The organism is Mesorhizobium sp. KACC 23794, assembly GCF_052180275.1.
Lineage (GTDB): Bacteria > Pseudomonadota > Alphaproteobacteria > Rhizobiales > Rhizobiaceae > Kumtagia.
Window position 1 is genome coordinate 1,666,973 of sequence record NZ_CP197465.1, and the last position, 14,026, is coordinate 1,680,998.

18 protein-coding genes are annotated in these 14,026 nt (G+C 64.8%); 6 read left to right on the forward strand and 12 right to left on the reverse strand.

Features of this window, described 5'->3' with window-relative positions:
• Positions 1-224 precede the first annotated feature (224 nt).
• Positions 225-431, forward strand: a complete 207-nt coding sequence (locus ACSBOB_RS08275; RefSeq protein WP_442581956.1) for a hypothetical protein — start codon at positions 225-227, stop codon at positions 429-431.
• 10 nt (positions 432-441) lie between these two features.
• Here ACSBOB_RS08275 and ACSBOB_RS08280 read toward each other — a convergent pair whose 3' ends face one another.
• Together ACSBOB_RS08280 and ACSBOB_RS08285 are read right to left on the reverse strand one after the other, a co-directional pair.
• On the reverse strand, positions 442-2,529 hold the full coding sequence (locus ACSBOB_RS08280; protein ID WP_442581957.1) for a PAS domain S-box protein: 2,088 nt from the start codon (positions 2,527-2,529) through the stop codon (positions 442-444).
• Between the two features lie 14 nt (positions 2,530-2,543).
• Complete coding sequence (locus tag ACSBOB_RS08285; protein WP_442581958.1) at positions 2,544-3,323, reverse strand: response regulator; 780 nt, start codon at positions 3,321-3,323, stop codon at positions 2,544-2,546.
• A gap of 45 nt (positions 3,324-3,368) precedes the next feature.
• On the opposite strand from ACSBOB_RS08285, the gene ACSBOB_RS08290 reads away from it, so the two are divergent.
• Complete coding sequence (locus ACSBOB_RS08290; protein ID WP_442581959.1) at positions 3,369-4,055, forward strand: winged helix-turn-helix domain-containing protein; 687 nt, start codon at positions 3,369-3,371, stop codon at positions 4,053-4,055.
• A 19-nt stretch (positions 4,056-4,074) separates the two neighbouring features.
• Here ACSBOB_RS08290 and ACSBOB_RS08295 read toward each other — a convergent pair whose 3' ends face one another.
• A complete protein-coding gene (locus tag ACSBOB_RS08295) occupies positions 4,075-4,239 on the reverse strand; it encodes a hypothetical protein (protein ID WP_442581960.1) in 165 nt (54 codons plus the stop codon).
• A 26-nt stretch (positions 4,240-4,265) separates the two neighbouring features.
• Positions 4,266-4,589: a hypothetical protein gene (locus tag ACSBOB_RS08300; RefSeq protein ID WP_442581961.1), complete on the reverse strand. Its 324-nt coding sequence runs from the start codon at positions 4,587-4,589 to the stop codon at positions 4,266-4,268.
• A 355-nt stretch (positions 4,590-4,944) separates the two neighbouring features.
• Here ACSBOB_RS08300 and ACSBOB_RS08305 point away from each other — a divergent pair, with 355 nt between their 5' ends.
• Entirely contained in the window at positions 4,945-5,409 is a 465-nt protein-coding gene (locus ACSBOB_RS08305) for a L,D-transpeptidase (RefSeq protein ID WP_442581962.1), read from the forward strand.
• Positions 5,410-5,537: 128 nt separating this feature from the next.
• On the opposite strand, the gene ACSBOB_RS08310 is transcribed toward ACSBOB_RS08305, so the two are convergent.
• Genes ACSBOB_RS08310 through ACSBOB_RS08335 form a run of 6 tightly spaced genes read right to left on the reverse strand, consistent with a single transcriptional unit; the run spans position 5,538 to position 11,348 of the window.
• On the reverse strand, positions 5,538-6,470 hold the full coding sequence (locus ACSBOB_RS08310; RefSeq protein ID WP_442583682.1) for a phosphatidate cytidylyltransferase: 933 nt from the start codon (positions 6,468-6,470) through the stop codon (positions 5,538-5,540).
• On the reverse strand, positions 6,470-7,135 hold the full coding sequence (locus tag ACSBOB_RS08315; RefSeq protein ID WP_442581963.1) for a lysophospholipid acyltransferase family protein: 666 nt from the start codon (positions 7,133-7,135) through the stop codon (positions 6,470-6,472). The genes ACSBOB_RS08310 and ACSBOB_RS08315 overlap by 1 nt, the downstream gene beginning before the upstream one ends.
• 13 nt (positions 7,136-7,148) lie before the next feature.
• Positions 7,149-7,586 (reverse strand): hypothetical protein, encoded by a 438-nt coding sequence (locus tag ACSBOB_RS08320; protein WP_442581964.1) that lies wholly within the window; start codon positions 7,584-7,586, stop codon positions 7,149-7,151.
• Between the two features lie 4 nt (positions 7,587-7,590).
• Positions 7,591-8,913, reverse strand: coding sequence for a phosphatase PAP2/dual specificity phosphatase family protein (locus ACSBOB_RS08325; protein ID WP_442581965.1), 1,323 nt, complete (start codon positions 8,911-8,913; stop codon positions 7,591-7,593).
• Complete coding sequence (locus tag ACSBOB_RS08330) at positions 8,910-10,709, reverse strand: bifunctional alpha/beta hydrolase/class I SAM-dependent methyltransferase (protein WP_442581966.1); 1,800 nt, start codon at positions 10,707-10,709, stop codon at positions 8,910-8,912. The genes ACSBOB_RS08325 and ACSBOB_RS08330 overlap by 4 nt, the downstream gene beginning before the upstream one ends.
• A 33-nt stretch (positions 10,710-10,742) precedes the next feature.
• Positions 10,743-11,348, reverse strand: coding sequence for a CDP-alcohol phosphatidyltransferase family protein (locus ACSBOB_RS08335; protein WP_442581967.1), 606 nt, complete (start codon positions 11,346-11,348; stop codon positions 10,743-10,745).
• 123 nt (positions 11,349-11,471) lie between these two features.
• Between ACSBOB_RS08335 and ACSBOB_RS08340 the strand changes: the two genes are divergently transcribed.
• Complete coding sequence (locus tag ACSBOB_RS08340) at positions 11,472-12,089, forward strand: TetR/AcrR family transcriptional regulator (RefSeq protein ID WP_442581968.1); 618 nt, start codon at positions 11,472-11,474, stop codon at positions 12,087-12,089.
• A 171-nt stretch (positions 12,090-12,260) separates the two neighbouring features.
• Complete coding sequence (locus ACSBOB_RS08345) at positions 12,261-12,407, forward strand: DUF1127 domain-containing protein (RefSeq protein WP_442583683.1); 147 nt, start codon at positions 12,261-12,263, stop codon at positions 12,405-12,407.
• A gap of 306 nt (positions 12,408-12,713) precedes the next feature.
• Here the strand turns inward: ACSBOB_RS08345 and ACSBOB_RS08350 are convergent, their stop codons facing one another.
• Positions 12,714-12,998, reverse strand: coding sequence for a BrnA antitoxin family protein (locus ACSBOB_RS08350; protein WP_442581969.1), 285 nt, complete (start codon positions 12,996-12,998; stop codon positions 12,714-12,716).
• A 137-nt stretch (positions 12,999-13,135) separates the two neighbouring features.
• On the opposite strand from ACSBOB_RS08350, the gene ACSBOB_RS08355 reads away from it, so the two are divergent.
• The gene (locus tag ACSBOB_RS08355) at positions 13,136-13,483 is read left to right on the forward strand and encodes a DUF423 domain-containing protein (protein ID WP_442581970.1); all 348 of its coding nucleotides are present in this window, start codon (positions 13,136-13,138) and stop codon (positions 13,481-13,483) included.
• A gap of 134 nt (positions 13,484-13,617) precedes the next feature.
• Here ACSBOB_RS08355 and ACSBOB_RS08360 read toward each other — a convergent pair whose 3' ends face one another.
• Entirely contained in the window at positions 13,618-13,977 is a 360-nt protein-coding gene (locus ACSBOB_RS08360) for a DUF779 domain-containing protein (RefSeq protein WP_442581971.1), read from the reverse strand.
• Positions 13,978-14,026 lie beyond the last annotated feature (49 nt).

The window sequence follows — 14,026 nt, forward strand, 5'->3', positions numbered from 1 at the left end:
AGAAGAGCATCGTGCCGCGTGGGGCCGGCGGCAATGGACGGCTCCGGCCTCAGCGATTGGAAAGCCAACAGCAGGACGCCGAAGATCGGCTGCGGATCAGCCTCCTGTAATGCTTTTGTCTCGGATCCGCCCGGTCGGCGGTGTTCACCGCGCACGTGTCCCTGTATCAATAGGCCTTGGGTGGAACCCGGTCCCGGCCGGCGCGACAGTATGGAGATTGCTGGATGACGGATCCCAATCCACCGATCGGCAACAATATTCCTACCCATCCGGAGGAAATGAAGACGAACTTCGACCTGCGCGTCGGCAAGAGCATTTCCTTGCAGGGCAGCGCCAGGATCACGCCTGCGGGCATCGTGACGGTAGGCGTCACGACATTGCTGGTCACGCTGGCGTTCGTTGCGCTCGTGCCGCCCAGACGGCGGAGATAGCGTTCGCTGGCTATCGCCTCGACGAAACCTGCTCGTTGACCACGGCGAGGATGCCGCGCACGTCCAGCGTGCTGAACGGCTTCTCGAGGATCTGAGGCCGGTGCTCGGCTGGCAGCGTGTCGACTTCGGCGCGGGCGCCGATCATGTCGCCGGTGACGAGCACGAAACGATCGGCCAGGTCGGGCCGCTTTTCGACTAGCTCGCGGAAGATCGTGATGCCGTTGGCGCCCGGCATGCGAAGATCGCTGAAAACGATATCGACCTCCTCGCCGCCCAGCACTTCCTCGCTGCTCGTCCAGGCGAGGACCGTGCGGGACTTGATGCCCATGAGCAGCAGCAGGTCGGCCAGCGAACCGGCGACATCGGGCTCGTCGTCGATGATCAGCGCGTCGCTGATGCCCGTCGCTGGCGCGGGTCCGACCGCAAAGCTGTCGGCGCCACCCTTGGTCGCCGGCAGTTCGACCACGAACCGCGCGCCGCTCGGGAAGGCTGCCTCGTAGGATATGCGCCCCTTGTGGCGCTCGACGATCGACTTCGAGATCGAAAGGCCGATGCCGGTGCCGACGCCGACCGGCTTGGTCGTGAAATAGGATTCGAAGATGCGGTGGCGGATGTTCATGGGAACGCCCGGGCCGTTGTCCTCGACCAGGAAGCCGCATTTGCCGTTGTCGCGGCGGAAGGTGCGGACCTTGATGCGCTTGTCGCCATTGTTGGCGGCCAGCGCATGCTGGCTGTTGACCAGCAGGTTGGCGACGACCTGGGTGATGTGGTCGGGATCGGCCATGATCGAAAGCACGCCGCGCACGAAGTCCGTCTCGATCATGATGCCGCTGGAGCGGGCGCCGTAAGCGGTCACCTCCAGGGCGGCGCGCACCGCGTTGTTCAAATCCATCTCGCCCTGGCTGGGCGGATGCAGGCGCACCATGCCGAGGAAACTCTTGACGATGCGGCCGCAGCGCTCGGCGGCGGCGCGGACTTTCTCGGCGCGCAGCTTGGTCTGCGGGTCGGGCGCGAATTCATGCAGCAGCGTCGACTGCGCCACCACGACGGCCAGCGGGTTGTTCAACTCGTGCGAGACGCCGGCGAGCAGCGAGCCCATTGCCGCCATCTTCTCGTTCTGGTGCAGGCGGTCGCGCTGGCGGTTGATCTCCTCTTCCGCACGGTGCTTGTCGCGCAGGTCGCGGATCGAGCCGAAGACCAGGCGGCGGTCCGCCACCTTGATCTCGGTGGCGGTCAACTCGACCGGAAAGATCTCGCCGACGGCGTTCTGCGTCACCGTCTCCATGCGCTGGCCGATCATCGGCGCGCCGCGCCCGGCCATGTATTCGGCGCCGTTGGCGTAGCCTTGTCGGTAGTGGTCGGGAACGACCATGTCGAGCAGATCGCGGCCGAGCACCTCGCTGCGCTTGTAGCCGAACATCTTCTCGGCCGCCGGATTGAACTCGACAACGCCGCCGGTCTCGTCGATGACGATGATCGCGTCCAGCGAAGCCTGGATCATTGTGCGGCGGATGATCTCGCTGACATGCGCCTCCGAGAAGGAGCGCTCGATGGCGTCGCCGACCGCAAGCGCCACGATCTCCATCGTGGCCTTCTCGTCATCCGACCAGATGCGTTCGCGGACGCAGTCGTTGACGGCCAGCGTGCCCCAGAGATGGCCGTGGGCGAAGACTGGCACCGACAGGAAGGACTTGATGCGTCGCGTCTCGAATTCCGTGCGCAGGAACCCTTCGATTTCGCGGGTGAGGCCAGCGAATATCTTGCCCTGCCGAACCTCCGTTGAGAGGCGTTCCAGAAGCGGATCGGAATCGATTGTCTCCTGGCCGATCATGGTCGGATCGCCGCCTATGCCTTCGATCGCCGGATCGCTCCAAAAGGCGGCCACGGACTGGGCAAAACCCTTGCCGGGCATTTCGCGCAGGCGGAAAAGGATGGCGCGGTGGCAGTCCAGCGTGCGGCCAAGGGTCTCCAGTGCCTCGGGAAGGATCTGCTGCCAGTCGGGCGCCTGCCGCAGCAGGCGCGTCAACCGCGAGGCCGCTACCGTCAGGCCAGCGCCGGTCGCGGGCGTCGCCGCCGCTCCGATATTCCCGTCAGTCATCGTTCCCCCGTGGGTCAGTTGGCGTCGTCGGGCAATGCGAAAATGTAGCCTTCGCCACGCACGGTCCGCAGATAGCGCGGATTGGCCGGATCGGTCTCGATCTTCTTGCGCAGGCGCATGACCCGGATATCGACGGCCCGGGAGGTTTCCGGCTCCTCGGTCAGGCCGATGGCCTCCGACAGCGCGGCGCGCGTCAGCAGCCGATTCGGCCGGGTCAGGAAGACCTCGAGCACATCGAACTCGCTTTTGGCCATGTCGATCGTATGTCCCGCTGGGCCGGTGAGCATGCGGCTGTCGAGATCGGCGCTGAAATCGCCGAAGGAGACGGCGCGCCGCACATGTTCCTCGCCGGCCTGCTTCAGCGCGGGCGCTTCCTCATAGGCCGGAACGCGGCGCAGCACACTGCGAACCCGCGCTAGCATCTCGCGCAATTCGTACGGCTTGACCATGTAATCGTCGGCGCCGAGTTCCAGCCCGACAATGCGGTCGATTGCCGTACCGGCGGCTGTGGCGTAGATGATGCCCATCGGCATGCGTGAGCGCAGCCAGCGGCCAAGCGACAGGCCGTCCTCGCCCGGCATGGCGATATCGAGGATGGCTAGGTGGAAAAACTCGGTCTCAACCGCATCGCGCATGGCTTGGGCGCTCTCCAGCGCCGTCACGTCATAGCCGTTCGCGCCGAGGTACTCGGCGACTGCGTCCCGCAGGTCGGGCTCGTCTTCGACAATGGCAATTCTGGCGCGCAGGACGGTCTGGCCTCCAACCCCGGCGGAAAGTAGATTACATAAGAACATAATGTCCAGCCGAGTTATGATTTCAGAAGAAGTATCGGAGCGCTGATGGCGAGAAGACCGGTCGTTGCACTAGCCTGCCTCGGCGAAGAGTTCGCGGAAAGCTTCGCGGATTATCTCGACCGGCGTGGTTATGAGGTCGTGCAAGCGAGCGAGGAGTGGGAACTCCGCTCGCTGCTCGGCTCGCCGCGTCTCGACGTCCTCGTCGTCGGGGACAACCTGCCACCACCTGCCACACTCGGGCTGCTGCGGCGCCTGCAGAAGGAAACCGACCCTGCCGTCATGCTGCTCAGGCCCAAGGCCGATCTGGTCGAGACGGTGCTGGCGCTCGAACTCGGCGCGGCGGACGTCGTCGACATGCCGGCCGATCTGCGCGAGGTCGCGGCACGCATCGCCGGGTTGCTCAGCCGTCGCGGCAAGGCCGCGCCTGAACTGGTCAGCCTGGAGAACGCCACAGTCGACATAAGGTCGGCGCTGGTCATGTACCGGGCAGGGGGCGAGGAACAATTGTCGCCCGGGCAGGTCGCGCTGCTCAAGCTGTTCCTTGCCCATCCGCGCAAGGTCCTGACGCGCGACGACATAATCGCGGCGGCGCCGGCCGAAAGCAGTGACGCTTTCGACCGGTCGATCGATTCGCGGATCGTGCGGCTACGCCGCAAGCTCGACACAGAATCGATCGTCACTATCCGCGGTTCAGGATATCGTTTCGACCCGCCATCCGGCTGGCCGGAATAAGCCAGGCCAGAGGGCACCTTTACAGACGCACGCCAGCGGATGCCGACGGCGTCTCCGTTTCGCTGGCCACGTGCTGCGGCTGCACGTCGGCGCGAAGCAGGACGGTGGCGGCGCCCGCGAAGCAAAGCGCGATCTGGGCGTAGATGAGGGCGGTCAGAACGCCCGAAGCGATATTGGTCTTCATTGTCCCTGTCCTCGATCTCTTGTGGGTCAAAGCTGGCGAAGCGCGCCGGCCTGTCCCGAATTCTTTTCCGCACGCCGCGCATTGGCGCCGTGGACTGTCGATGCGGCCCTAACGCGCGAGATCGGCGAAAGTTCTAGGCCGAACCGCCAGCGACCGTCTTTCCGCTTCGCCCGCAGGCTCGACAGCAGCCAGGCGAACACAAACAGCCCGAGCGCATGAACCGCCGATTCGGCGTTGGCACTGCCCTCGGCCGCCATCGCCGGCGCGGTGTCGGCGAACAGCCCGATCGCCGACAGGATCGCCGTAGCGATGGCGACCCTTTTCAGCCAATTGGCGCCTGTTCCGCTCATTTTCGAACTTTCGTTCCTGCTTTCGATGCCGGGCACAATCACCCCCGGATGTTTCCGAACGATGCCGCTTCGAAACCGCATTGTTACGATCGCGTTTCGGTGCATCCGAACCCGCCGTTTCCAAGGTGTCCCAGGCATCGAATGTGCCTTTGGTTCCGAGGATGAGGCATTCCTGCTATTGACCACAATTGCCCGGAAATGTCCATAATGAATTTTCGAAATCGCATAAACGGTCAAAATAAGAAACAATTACGAAACAAAATAGCGTTCATGTGAAGTTATCCCGAAACATGACGTAGCGATAACCCCGCCACCGAAGACGGCCGGCCAACGGCCCTAAAACAGGGGACATCACATGGACGCCATTCTCTCCGCCAAGCTCATCAACGTCGCCGCCGCCGCGATGGCCGGCATGGCCTTGTTCCTCGACGCCGGCGCGGGAAGCGCGCACGCCTCCAACGCCAAAGTCGTGGCCGAGGTGTCGATCTCCACGCAGACGATGCATGTCTCGATCGACGGACGCCCTGCCTTCGCGTGGAAGGTTTCGACCGCCGGCAAGGGCTATGTCACGCCCACCGGCTCGTTCAAGCCGTACCGCATGCACGAGATGTGGTATTCGAAGAAATACGACAACGCGCCGATGCCGCATTCGGTGTTCTTCAACGGCGGCTACGCCGTGCACGCCACCAACGCCATCAAGCGGCTCGGCCAGCCGGCCTCACACGGCTGCGTGCGGCTGCACCCCAACGATGCCGCCGATTTCTATCGGCTGGTCGAGACTTTTGGCCAGACCAATACGAGCATCGTGATCTCGCAGTGAGGTAGGGCAGTAGCTTCCGGGCATCTGCCGTTGACGCCATGCAAGTTGCTTCTGCGCATTGACCACCCCGCATAGCCGGGGTTCCTTCCTACTGCCCTACTGCCCTACTGCCCTACTGCCCTACTGCCCTAAACGGTCCAAAAATACCGCACGATGTGAAAGAACACCGGCGCGGCGAAGACCAGGCTGTCGGCGCGATCGAGCATGCCGCCATGGCCTTCGATCAGATGGCCCCAGTCCTTGACGCCCTGGTCGCGCTTGATGGCTGACGCGACCAGTCCGCCGAGGAAACCCATCAGGCAGATGAGGAACGCCACGATCGCGGCGTGAAGCGGGCTGAACGGCGTCAGGAAGGAAAGCGCGGCTCCAAGCAGGCTTGCCGTCGCCACGCCGCCGACCAGTCCCTCCCAGGTCTTAGACGGTGAAACGGAAGGCGCCACCTTGTGGCGGCCGAACAGTTTTCCAAAAATATATTGCAGCACGTCGCTGCCCTGGACGACGATGATCAGGAAGGCGACGAGCAGCAAATTGCGTCCTTCGAAGCCCGGCACCTGAAGCGTCAGCAGGGCAGGCACGTGGCTGATGCAGTAGACCGACAGCATGACCGCCCATTGCTGTGCGGCGACGCGCTCCAGGAATCGCTCCGTGTCGCCCTGCAAGGCGGTCACCGCCGGCATCAGCAGGAAGCAATAGACCGGGATGAAGATGGTGAAGAGGCCATACCAGGCCGTCCACACCAGCCAGTACTGGACCGGGATGATGACCGCGAACATAGCCAGCAGCACCCAGTGGTCGCTGCGCCGCGTATGGGTCAGCGTCACGAATTCGCGCAGCGCGGCAAACGAGATCAGCGCGAACAGCACCGTCATCCCGTCCTTGCCGAAGATGAAGGCGACGGCAATCAGCGCCACCATGATCCACCAGGCAAAGATGCGCTGGTTGAGATTGACCAGGCCGGGTTTCTTGCGGTCCGGCGCGCGCCAGGTGAGGATCGCGGCGACGAGGCTCGCCGTCACCAGCACGGCGCAGAGTCCGACGATCAGCAGGGTGGTTTCGCGCATCATCTCCGGTTCCCCCGTGGGCGCGGCTGCAAAGCTAGCAGCGCGGCATGCGCGCGCCTGAGAAAATCATGGCGGTCCTCGCCGCTTTCCACCCTGACCGGCGGGCCGAAGACGACGCGGCAAAGCAGTGGCACCGGCAGGAAATGCCCTTTCGGCAGCACGCGCGACATGTTCTCGATCCAGCACGGGATCAACTCCACCTCGGGCCGCATGACGGCGAGATTGTAAAGGCCGGAGCGGAAGCGCGTCAGCGGTTCATCCGTCATATTGCGCGTGCCTTCGGGAAACAGGATCAGGGAATCCCCACGATCGAGTACGGCGAGCATGGCATTGATCGGGTTGTCGGCGGGGTCCGTCCATGTGCGATGGATCAGCACGGAGGACAGCATGTCCTCGGCGATGAAACGGCGCAGCCGCGTCTTGCCCCAGTAGTCGGCGGCGGCGACGGCGCGGGTGCGCTGGCGTAGCTGCTCGGGCAGGCAGGCCGAAAGCAGGATGAAATCGCCATGGCTGGCGTGGTTGGCGAAATAGATGCGCTGGCGCTCCGACGGCTCGCTGCCCATCCAGATCGGCCTCACCCCGGTGATCGCCCAGGCCAGCGCCGACAGGCCGACGGAAACGGCCGAGCGCAGCAGATGGAAGGAAAAGTCCCGAATTCCGCTCATGCCTGGTTTTGCCTCAGGCCGGCGTGGAGAACAGCGGCAAGGCCAGCGCCAGGACCAGCACCGCAAACGCAACGCGCTGCCGCGTCACCACGCGGCGCGTGCCGGCGGCGCGTTCGGCAAGGGAGCGTGTGTTTGGCGGGGTGGGCTTCAGGCTCATCCTGGCAAGAATGTCGTCGACGGCGGCGCCGCCTTTCCATTCGTCTTCATAGCTTGCCATCAGGCGAAACAGAAGCGCGTCGAAAACCAGGATCGTTGAGAAAGCAAACATGGCGATGCCGCTGGCGGTCGCCAGAAGCCGAACGGCCAGATCCAGAAGGCCATGGTCGCGCGGCTGGGCAAACAGGAAGTGCGCGCCGCAGGCCGCAATCATCAGCGCCGGCGGCCATAGCGCCTGCGCCAGCGACCATTTCGCCTGCGCGGCGGCCTCTTCGGGCCAGGGTTTTCCGGTCATTCGATCAACCCGGCATCTCGCCGGTGGGCAGGTGCACCGGTCGGCCTGCCTTGGCGAGCAGGGAACGGGCATCGGCGAAGTCACGTGCCCTGCCGCTCGAGACCAGCCATCCGGCGGCGACGCCGGCGCTGCGCTGAAAGCCGAGTGCACAGCAGACCAGAACCGGGCCGGCGCCGCCGGCCGCTTCCAGTGCCGCGGCCGCCTCGGCGCGCTCGGTGGGGGAGGGCGGCAGAAGATCGAGCATCGGGACGCTTTTCCACTCGCAGGCGGCTTCCGGCGGCTTTTCGAACTCGGCGGCGAGGTCAATCACCACGGCAAACCGGTCGGCTTCGGCCGCGCTCGGGAACTGCCCCAGGAAAACGCCGTCCCGGATTTCGACCTGAGGCGGCAGGGCGCGTGTCCAGGCCCAGACGTTGAGGCGCGCTGCCAGCCGATACGGCCAAAGCAGGATTCGGCTTGCCAATGTCACCCGGCCATTTTCGGCCTTCTGGAACACGCCGGGATTTCGCGTCGCATAACCGAAGGCTACGATGGCGAGCGACAGCGAAGGCCAAAGCAGCGCCAGCCACAGCGCCGAGTGGAATGCGCCGGCAACCGCGCCGGCCAGCAGCATCGCCGTGCCGAGCCCGTAACAGAAAGCGAGCCGGCGACCCCTCCTGTCCGCCGCCAGGCGCATGCCGGCAAAGGGCAGGGCGCCCTCGCGCGGAAACAGCCAGAGTGCGAACAGGCCGAGCAGCGCGCCGGTCGGGATGTCGATGAAATGATGCTGCCACGTGGTCATCACCGAGATGCCGATCAGTAGGCACCACGCATGCCAGAGCATTCGCCACCAACCGTCGAGGCGGTGCCGGATATGATCCCAGATGATCACCAGCAGCGCGATGTGCAGCGATGGTGCCTGGTTGAACGGCTTGTCGAAGCCGCCGAGCACGGCGAACATAAAACCCGGCAGGCCGTCCGTGGCGGGTCTTGTGAAGGTGGCGGTGAGCGGGAAGGCGATGAAGCAGGCGATGGCGACGGTCTGCGCGGTGAGGTAGCGGCCGGCAAGGCGGTCGACGCCGTTGCGCGTCGTGTTGATCAGCAGCGACAGGCCGTAGAACAGGTTGATCGACCAGTAGGGCACGATCGTCCAGGCGACGAAGGGGACGGCGTGTTCCCAGGAAAAGACGATGCTGCCGACATGCTCGCGTTGCGCCGCCAGCCAGTTGGCGTAGCCATAGGTGAGGTAGAAGAACGGGGCGAGGAACAGCAGCCAGAGCAGCGCGCGTCGGAAGATCTGACCGAAGGAGTCGGACGGCGGTAGCGAGGCGACGGGAAGCACGGTCATTCCTGAGAAACACGCCGCGCCAGCGATACCGTAAAAATCCCCCATTCGTCGATGCGCTGGTCGATCTTCTCGAAGCCGGCGGCCTCGACCAACTGGTCCATCTCGGCCTGGGTGCGGCGGCGCATCACCCACGCCGCGCCGCCGCGATGCGAGGTGAGGCTGCGGGCGATCATCTCAAGTTGCGGGTGCCAGGGCTGGTTCGTGTAGATCAGCAGCGCGCCCGGCTGCATGGCTTGCGCCAGGCCGCCGAGCGAACGGCGGATCAGCGCATTGTCGGGGAAAAGCTCGTACAGTCCGGAGACGATGGCGAGATCCGGTGCGGGCTCGGTCGCGGCAAGCGCCACGCCGTCGAAGGCGTCTGCCCTTTCGAAGGTGACGCTTTTGGGCAGTTCGCGCTCGGCGATCTGCGCCTTGCCCTTTTCGACGTTGATATCCGAATAGTCCCGCAGGCGCACGGAGGCCGGGGGCTCCTCGAGATTGGCGATGGCGTCGAGCACGTAGCGGCCGTGGCCGGCGGCTATGTCGAGGATGTGGAGGGGGCGGCCGGCGATGCGCAGGTCGCGCGCCGCCTTGCCGATCAGGTTCTCCAGATGGATTTTTCGCTGGCGGATGCCGCGCCAGCCGATGGCGTCGAGGAAGGTGCGGTCGGCCATGCGTCCGACCGGGCCGAGCCCGCGGGCCTCGTTCTCATAGACATAGTCGAGTGTCGAGCCCGAATCGAATCCGGTCCTGACCCCGGTCGAGATGCCGTTGGAAAACCAGCCGCCCATGCGGATGAAGGCGCGGCTGAGCGCCCAATACAGGCCCTTTGGCGACACCAGGTCCAGCGGGGTGGCGAGCCGGTCGGCCTCATCCCGCGTAAAACCGGTACGGTCTGCCTGCGTCAGATCCACTCTTGGCTCCGGCGTCTCGAACTGGCGGACGATGAAATCGCGGGCAAGCGCCACCGCCTTCGCCCGGTCGCGTTCGCCCAGCGTGTCGTGAAAGAAACCGGGCAAGATGTGGCGTTCCTTGGCCGGGCTGGCGAGATTGACGAAAAACGCGTGCTGCGGGCCATGGCGCACCACCCAGTCGCTGCCGGAGATCAGCACCTGCGTCGGCACCGTGATGGCGCCGCCGTCGGCCACGATGCGCTCGGCATGGTCGTAGAGGTCGAGCAATATGTTGGAGGCGATGGGGCGGGTGATCAGCGGGTCGGCCTCGAAGGACTTTATCCGTTCCAAATCATGCGTCAGGAAACGCGCCTTGACGTAGGAGTTGACGAAGAACCGCCCTTTCAGTTTTTGCCAAAGCGCGATGCCTTGCCTCGCGAATGGTACGTAGAGTTTTACCGAGAAGGCCGGCGAGGCCAGTACCAGGGTGCGGATCTTTGGCGCATAGTCATGCACCCAGGTGGCGGCAAGCACGGCGCCGACGGATTGCGCGACGACGGCTATGTCGTTCGCGTCAAAACCGTCCTTCTCCTTGATCTCCTGCATGAAACTGTCGATGTCGCGCACCGATGCGGCGAAGGATGGCGAATAGCCGCGTTCGCCCGGCGAACGGCCGTGGCCGCGTGCGTCCCAGGCGTAAAAGGCGTGGTCGGGCAGGTTGAGTTCGTCGACGAGATGCGCCATGCGGCCGCCATGCTCGTGGCCGCGGTGGAACAGCACCACCGCGCCTTTCGCCTCCGGCGTGGCGGCCGGCCAGCAGCGGTAGAACAGTTCGGCGCCGTCATGGGTGGCGAAGCTGCGCTCGACGGGCGAGGCCGCTCGTGGGGCAGCTTCGGTGGGGGAAAGGGATTTTTCGGGAAGCATGATGATCCTCGGTTGGCCTTGCGGGCCAAGGGTTCAGGCAGCGGGCCGCAGGCCGGCGCGGACGCGGTTGGCGACGGTGAGAAGGGAAAGCAGCGCCAGTGCCGGGAATATGTACGGCGCGATGGCTTCGATCGGCAGGTTGACGGCAAGCAATACGGCGACGAGGCCGAGCGCGAAGGCGCGGTCACTCTTGCCGAACGGGCCGGCATAGTTGCGGCCGATTCCGGCAGGAATGCCCAAAACCCCGGCAAATTCGGCGACGATCGCAGTGATCGCGAAGGCGACGACGCCCCAGCCTGGAAACAGCGGAACGGCGGCGAAGGCGAGGATCAGCGCGAGGTCTGAGACGACATCGCAAAGCTCGTTCAGATACATGCCGAAGGTCGAGGCCTGCCCGTGCTCGCGCGCCAGCATGCCGTCGATCGCGTTCAGCGCCATGCGCAGGAAAAGCACGATGGGTATGAGCAGCCAGAGCATCGGATTGCCTGGAAACAACGCAACCAGCGCCGCCGCCGCGACCGACATGAGCGCCGCCGCAACCGTGACCTGGTTGGCGGTCGCACCGGCGCCGGCAAGGCGGTTGGCAAGCGGGCGCAGCATGCCCTGGAAAGCCGGCTTGAGATCGTAAAGCGTCGGCATTTCCTGTCGTTCTCCTCGCCTGCGGCTTGACTTGAATGCTGTTCACGCTATTTGTGGCATGGATTTGAACGTCGTTCAAGCTGTATCTTGAACGACGTTCATAAAACACCGAGGAGCCGGGAATTGGCCGGAAAGACCCAGGTCAGGCGTGAGAAGCTGCGCGAGGACTTGCTTGAGATCGCCGAACGCAGGATCGCCGAGACCGGCTACCGGGCGCTGACGGCGCGTGACCTCGCGGCGGATGCTGGCTGCGCGGTCGGGGCTATCTACAATATATTCAAGGACATGGACGCGCTGGTGGCGGACGTCAATTCCCGCACAGGCGTCCGGCTGGAACAGGCGGTGGCTGAGGCGTTTGCCGGAAATGCCGCGGCCAGTACGCCGAAACGCCAGCTCGTGCTGCTGGGCCGCACCTATCTTTCCTTCGTTGTCGACAACCCGCTGCTGTGGTCGGCGATCTTCGAGCATGCGTCGCGCATGGGCCAGGCGTTTGCGGGGCGGCGGGAGACGGAGAATGCGAGGCTGATCGGCCATATCGTCCGGCCGCTTCGGCTGTTGCTACCGGAGGCTGGCGAGGAGCGGCTGGAGCTGGTGGCGCGGGCGCTGTTCGCGGCGGTGCACGGCATCGTCAGCCTGGGCCTGCAAAGGCGCTTCCTGACCGAGTCCCCGGACGAGGTCGCGACGCAGATTACCTTCATCGTCGAGGCGTTCTGCGACGGTGTTGCGGTGCAAAAAGGTTAAAAAAGCGGCAACTCTGCCGGTTTGCCTGCTTTCGAAGGCGGCATTCAGCCTTGCATTTGTGCATTGCAACCATGCAAAGGCGTCAATTCAAATATGAAGGGAGAACCCCTATCTGAGCGTCGTACACAGAAGATCGTATGTGCAAGAGCAAAGAAAAGTAGAGTGAAGACCATGAACCTGATCCGCAACTACCGCAATTGGCGCCGTTATCGCGATACCGTCAACGAGTTGAGCCGGCTTTCGAACCGTGAGCTCACCGACCTCGGCATCACCCGCGCCGACATCGCTGTCGTGGCCGCCAAGGGCCGCCAGTTCTAAGTTTTCGCCGCGGCTCCTCCCTCCGCGGCGACAAAGCCGGCATTCTCCCCCTCCCCGAATGCCGGTTCCCCTAAAGCCCGTCGGCCCCGCCGACGGGCTTTTTTCTTGGAAAAACATACGGATAGCGCCCGCGACGCGCGTCGGTGCACGCTTCGTAGCAAGCCCGTACTATACCGTAAAATCAAAGGCTTGGGGTGGATTGCACCATGATTGCGCGGCTCTGGGCTGCGCGGATCCCTGCGGGCTTGCCGCCCGCCCCGTTCCCGCGCTCGCCGGCATGATCAGCTTCGCGGCGGACCTGACGCGTCAATCGTCGTTGGAAGCGTCGAGTTCTTCGGGCCGCTTGCCCACATCCTTCGTACCGCCCAGACCTGCCGCGTGCCGCAGTGCAGCGTTGATGCGCTCCTGCCAGCCTGGACCGTCGGCCTGATAGTGGTCGAGCACGTCGTGGTCGATCTTCAGCGTCACGGTCTCGCGGGCGGCGGCGGCCACCGGGGCGCGGGACGGTTCCGGAGCGGGCTTGGCAGTGCGCTTGAAGACGGCCTCGGCCGCCTTGAAAGGGTCGCCGGGGCGACGGGTGGATTTGGCCATTTGCGTGATCCCCGATTGTTTGCAGCGCCGGAATCGGCCCCGCGTGATTTCGTCTCGGCAAGTGATAACGCGGCGGCGGTCGCTTGACGAGGCGGGCGTTTCGCGCGACCGGCTGATGCCGCAACAAGGACAAGTCCATGAAAGCCGACCGCGTGCTGATCCTGATCGCCGGGCTGGCAGGCGCGGCTGGCGTCGCGTTGTCGGCGGCGGCCGCGCATGCCGGCGGGCAGAATCTTCAGACGGCCGCGACGTTCCTGCTGGTGCATGCGCCGGCGCTGCTCGGCATGGCGCTGCTGGCCGGGCGGACCGCGAAGGTGGGCGGCCTTGTTCTGGCGGCCGGCCTGGTGCTGTTCTGCGGCGACCTCTTGGCGCGCGATTTCCTGGGTGGGCGACTGTTTCCCTATTCCGCGCCGGCAGGCGGCCTGCTGCTGATCGGCGGCTGGCTGGTCGTGGCGGCTTCGGCGTTTTTCGACCGACGCGCGTAAGCGCCATCAACCGGCGTCGCCTGGAACAGGCGACTGGTTGCCGTCGTTGCGTTGCCGGGTGCCGTCTGTCGCCTGTCGCGCCGGGCGGCGGGGCGCGGGCCGTGCCGCTGATGATGAATCCCGATACGGGGATCTCAAGCCTGCTGGGGCACGGCGCAGATGGTCGAGCGCGTCAGGAAGCGTCGCTCACGGCCATTGTCGAGCGAGAACATGCCACCGCGGCCAGCGACCACGTCGAGGACGAGGTCGGTGTGTTTCCACACCTCATATTGCGATTCGCTAATATAGACCGGAGTGTCGCCGATGGCGCCGAGCAGCACGTCGCGGTCGCCGACGATGAAGTCGCCGCGCGGATAACACATCGGCGACGAGCCGTCGCAGCAGCCGCCGGACTGGTGGAACAACACCGGTCCGTGATCGGCAATGATCTCGGCGAGAAACCGTTCGGCTTTCGGGGTTGCGGAGACCTTGTCGAGGGATTGTCGGTCGGACATGGGCGCTCCAGTTCTCCCTTCTTCCCGTTCATGGGGAGACGGTGTCACG

Coding starts and splice junctions, on each gene's coding strand:
- ACSBOB_RS08280 (WP_442581957.1), bottom strand. CDS start 2,529: ATGACTGACGGGAATATCGGAGCGGCGGCGACGCCCGCGACCGGCGCT.
- ACSBOB_RS08335 (WP_442581967.1), bottom strand. CDS start 11,348: ATGCCGACGCTTTACGATCTCAAGCCGGCTTTCCAGGGCATGCTGCGC.
- ACSBOB_RS08285 (WP_442581958.1), bottom strand. CDS start 3,323: ATGTTCTTATGTAATCTACTTTCCGCCGGGGTTGGAGGCCAGACCGTC.
- ACSBOB_RS08295 (WP_442581960.1), bottom strand. CDS start 4,239: ATGAAGACCAATATCGCTTCGGGCGTTCTGACCGCCCTCATCTACGCC.
- ACSBOB_RS08320 (WP_442581964.1), bottom strand. CDS start 7,586: ATGACCGGAAAACCCTGGCCCGAAGAGGCCGCCGCGCAGGCGAAATGG.
- ACSBOB_RS08330 (WP_442581966.1), bottom strand. CDS start 10,709: ATGCTTCCCGAAAAATCCCTTTCCCCCACCGAAGCTGCCCCACGAGCG.
- ACSBOB_RS08305 (WP_442581962.1), top strand. CDS start 4,945: ATGGACGCCATTCTCTCCGCCAAGCTCATCAACGTCGCCGCCGCCGCG.
- ACSBOB_RS08290 (WP_442581959.1), top strand. CDS start 3,369: ATGGCGAGAAGACCGGTCGTTGCACTAGCCTGCCTCGGCGAAGAGTTC.
- ACSBOB_RS08300 (WP_442581961.1), bottom strand. CDS start 4,589: ATGAGCGGAACAGGCGCCAATTGGCTGAAAAGGGTCGCCATCGCTACG.
- ACSBOB_RS08350 (WP_442581969.1), bottom strand. CDS start 12,998: ATGGCCAAATCCACCCGTCGCCCCGGCGACCCTTTCAAGGCGGCCGAG.
- ACSBOB_RS08275 (WP_442581956.1), top strand. CDS start 225: ATGACGGATCCCAATCCACCGATCGGCAACAATATTCCTACCCATCCG.
- ACSBOB_RS08360 (WP_442581971.1), bottom strand. CDS start 13,977: ATGTCCGACCGACAATCCCTCGACAAGGTCTCCGCAACCCCGAAAGCC.
- ACSBOB_RS08310 (WP_442583682.1), bottom strand. CDS start 6,470: ATGCGCGAAACCACCCTGCTGATCGTCGGACTCTGCGCCGTGCTGGTG.
- ACSBOB_RS08345 (WP_442583683.1), top strand. CDS start 12,261: ATGAACCTGATCCGCAACTACCGCAATTGGCGCCGTTATCGCGATACC.
- ACSBOB_RS08355 (WP_442581970.1), top strand. CDS start 13,136: ATGAAAGCCGACCGCGTGCTGATCCTGATCGCCGGGCTGGCAGGCGCG.
- ACSBOB_RS08325 (WP_442581965.1), bottom strand. CDS start 8,913: ATGACCGTGCTTCCCGTCGCCTCGCTACCGCCGTCCGACTCCTTCGGT.
- ACSBOB_RS08315 (WP_442581963.1), bottom strand. CDS start 7,135: ATGAGCGGAATTCGGGACTTTTCCTTCCATCTGCTGCGCTCGGCCGTT.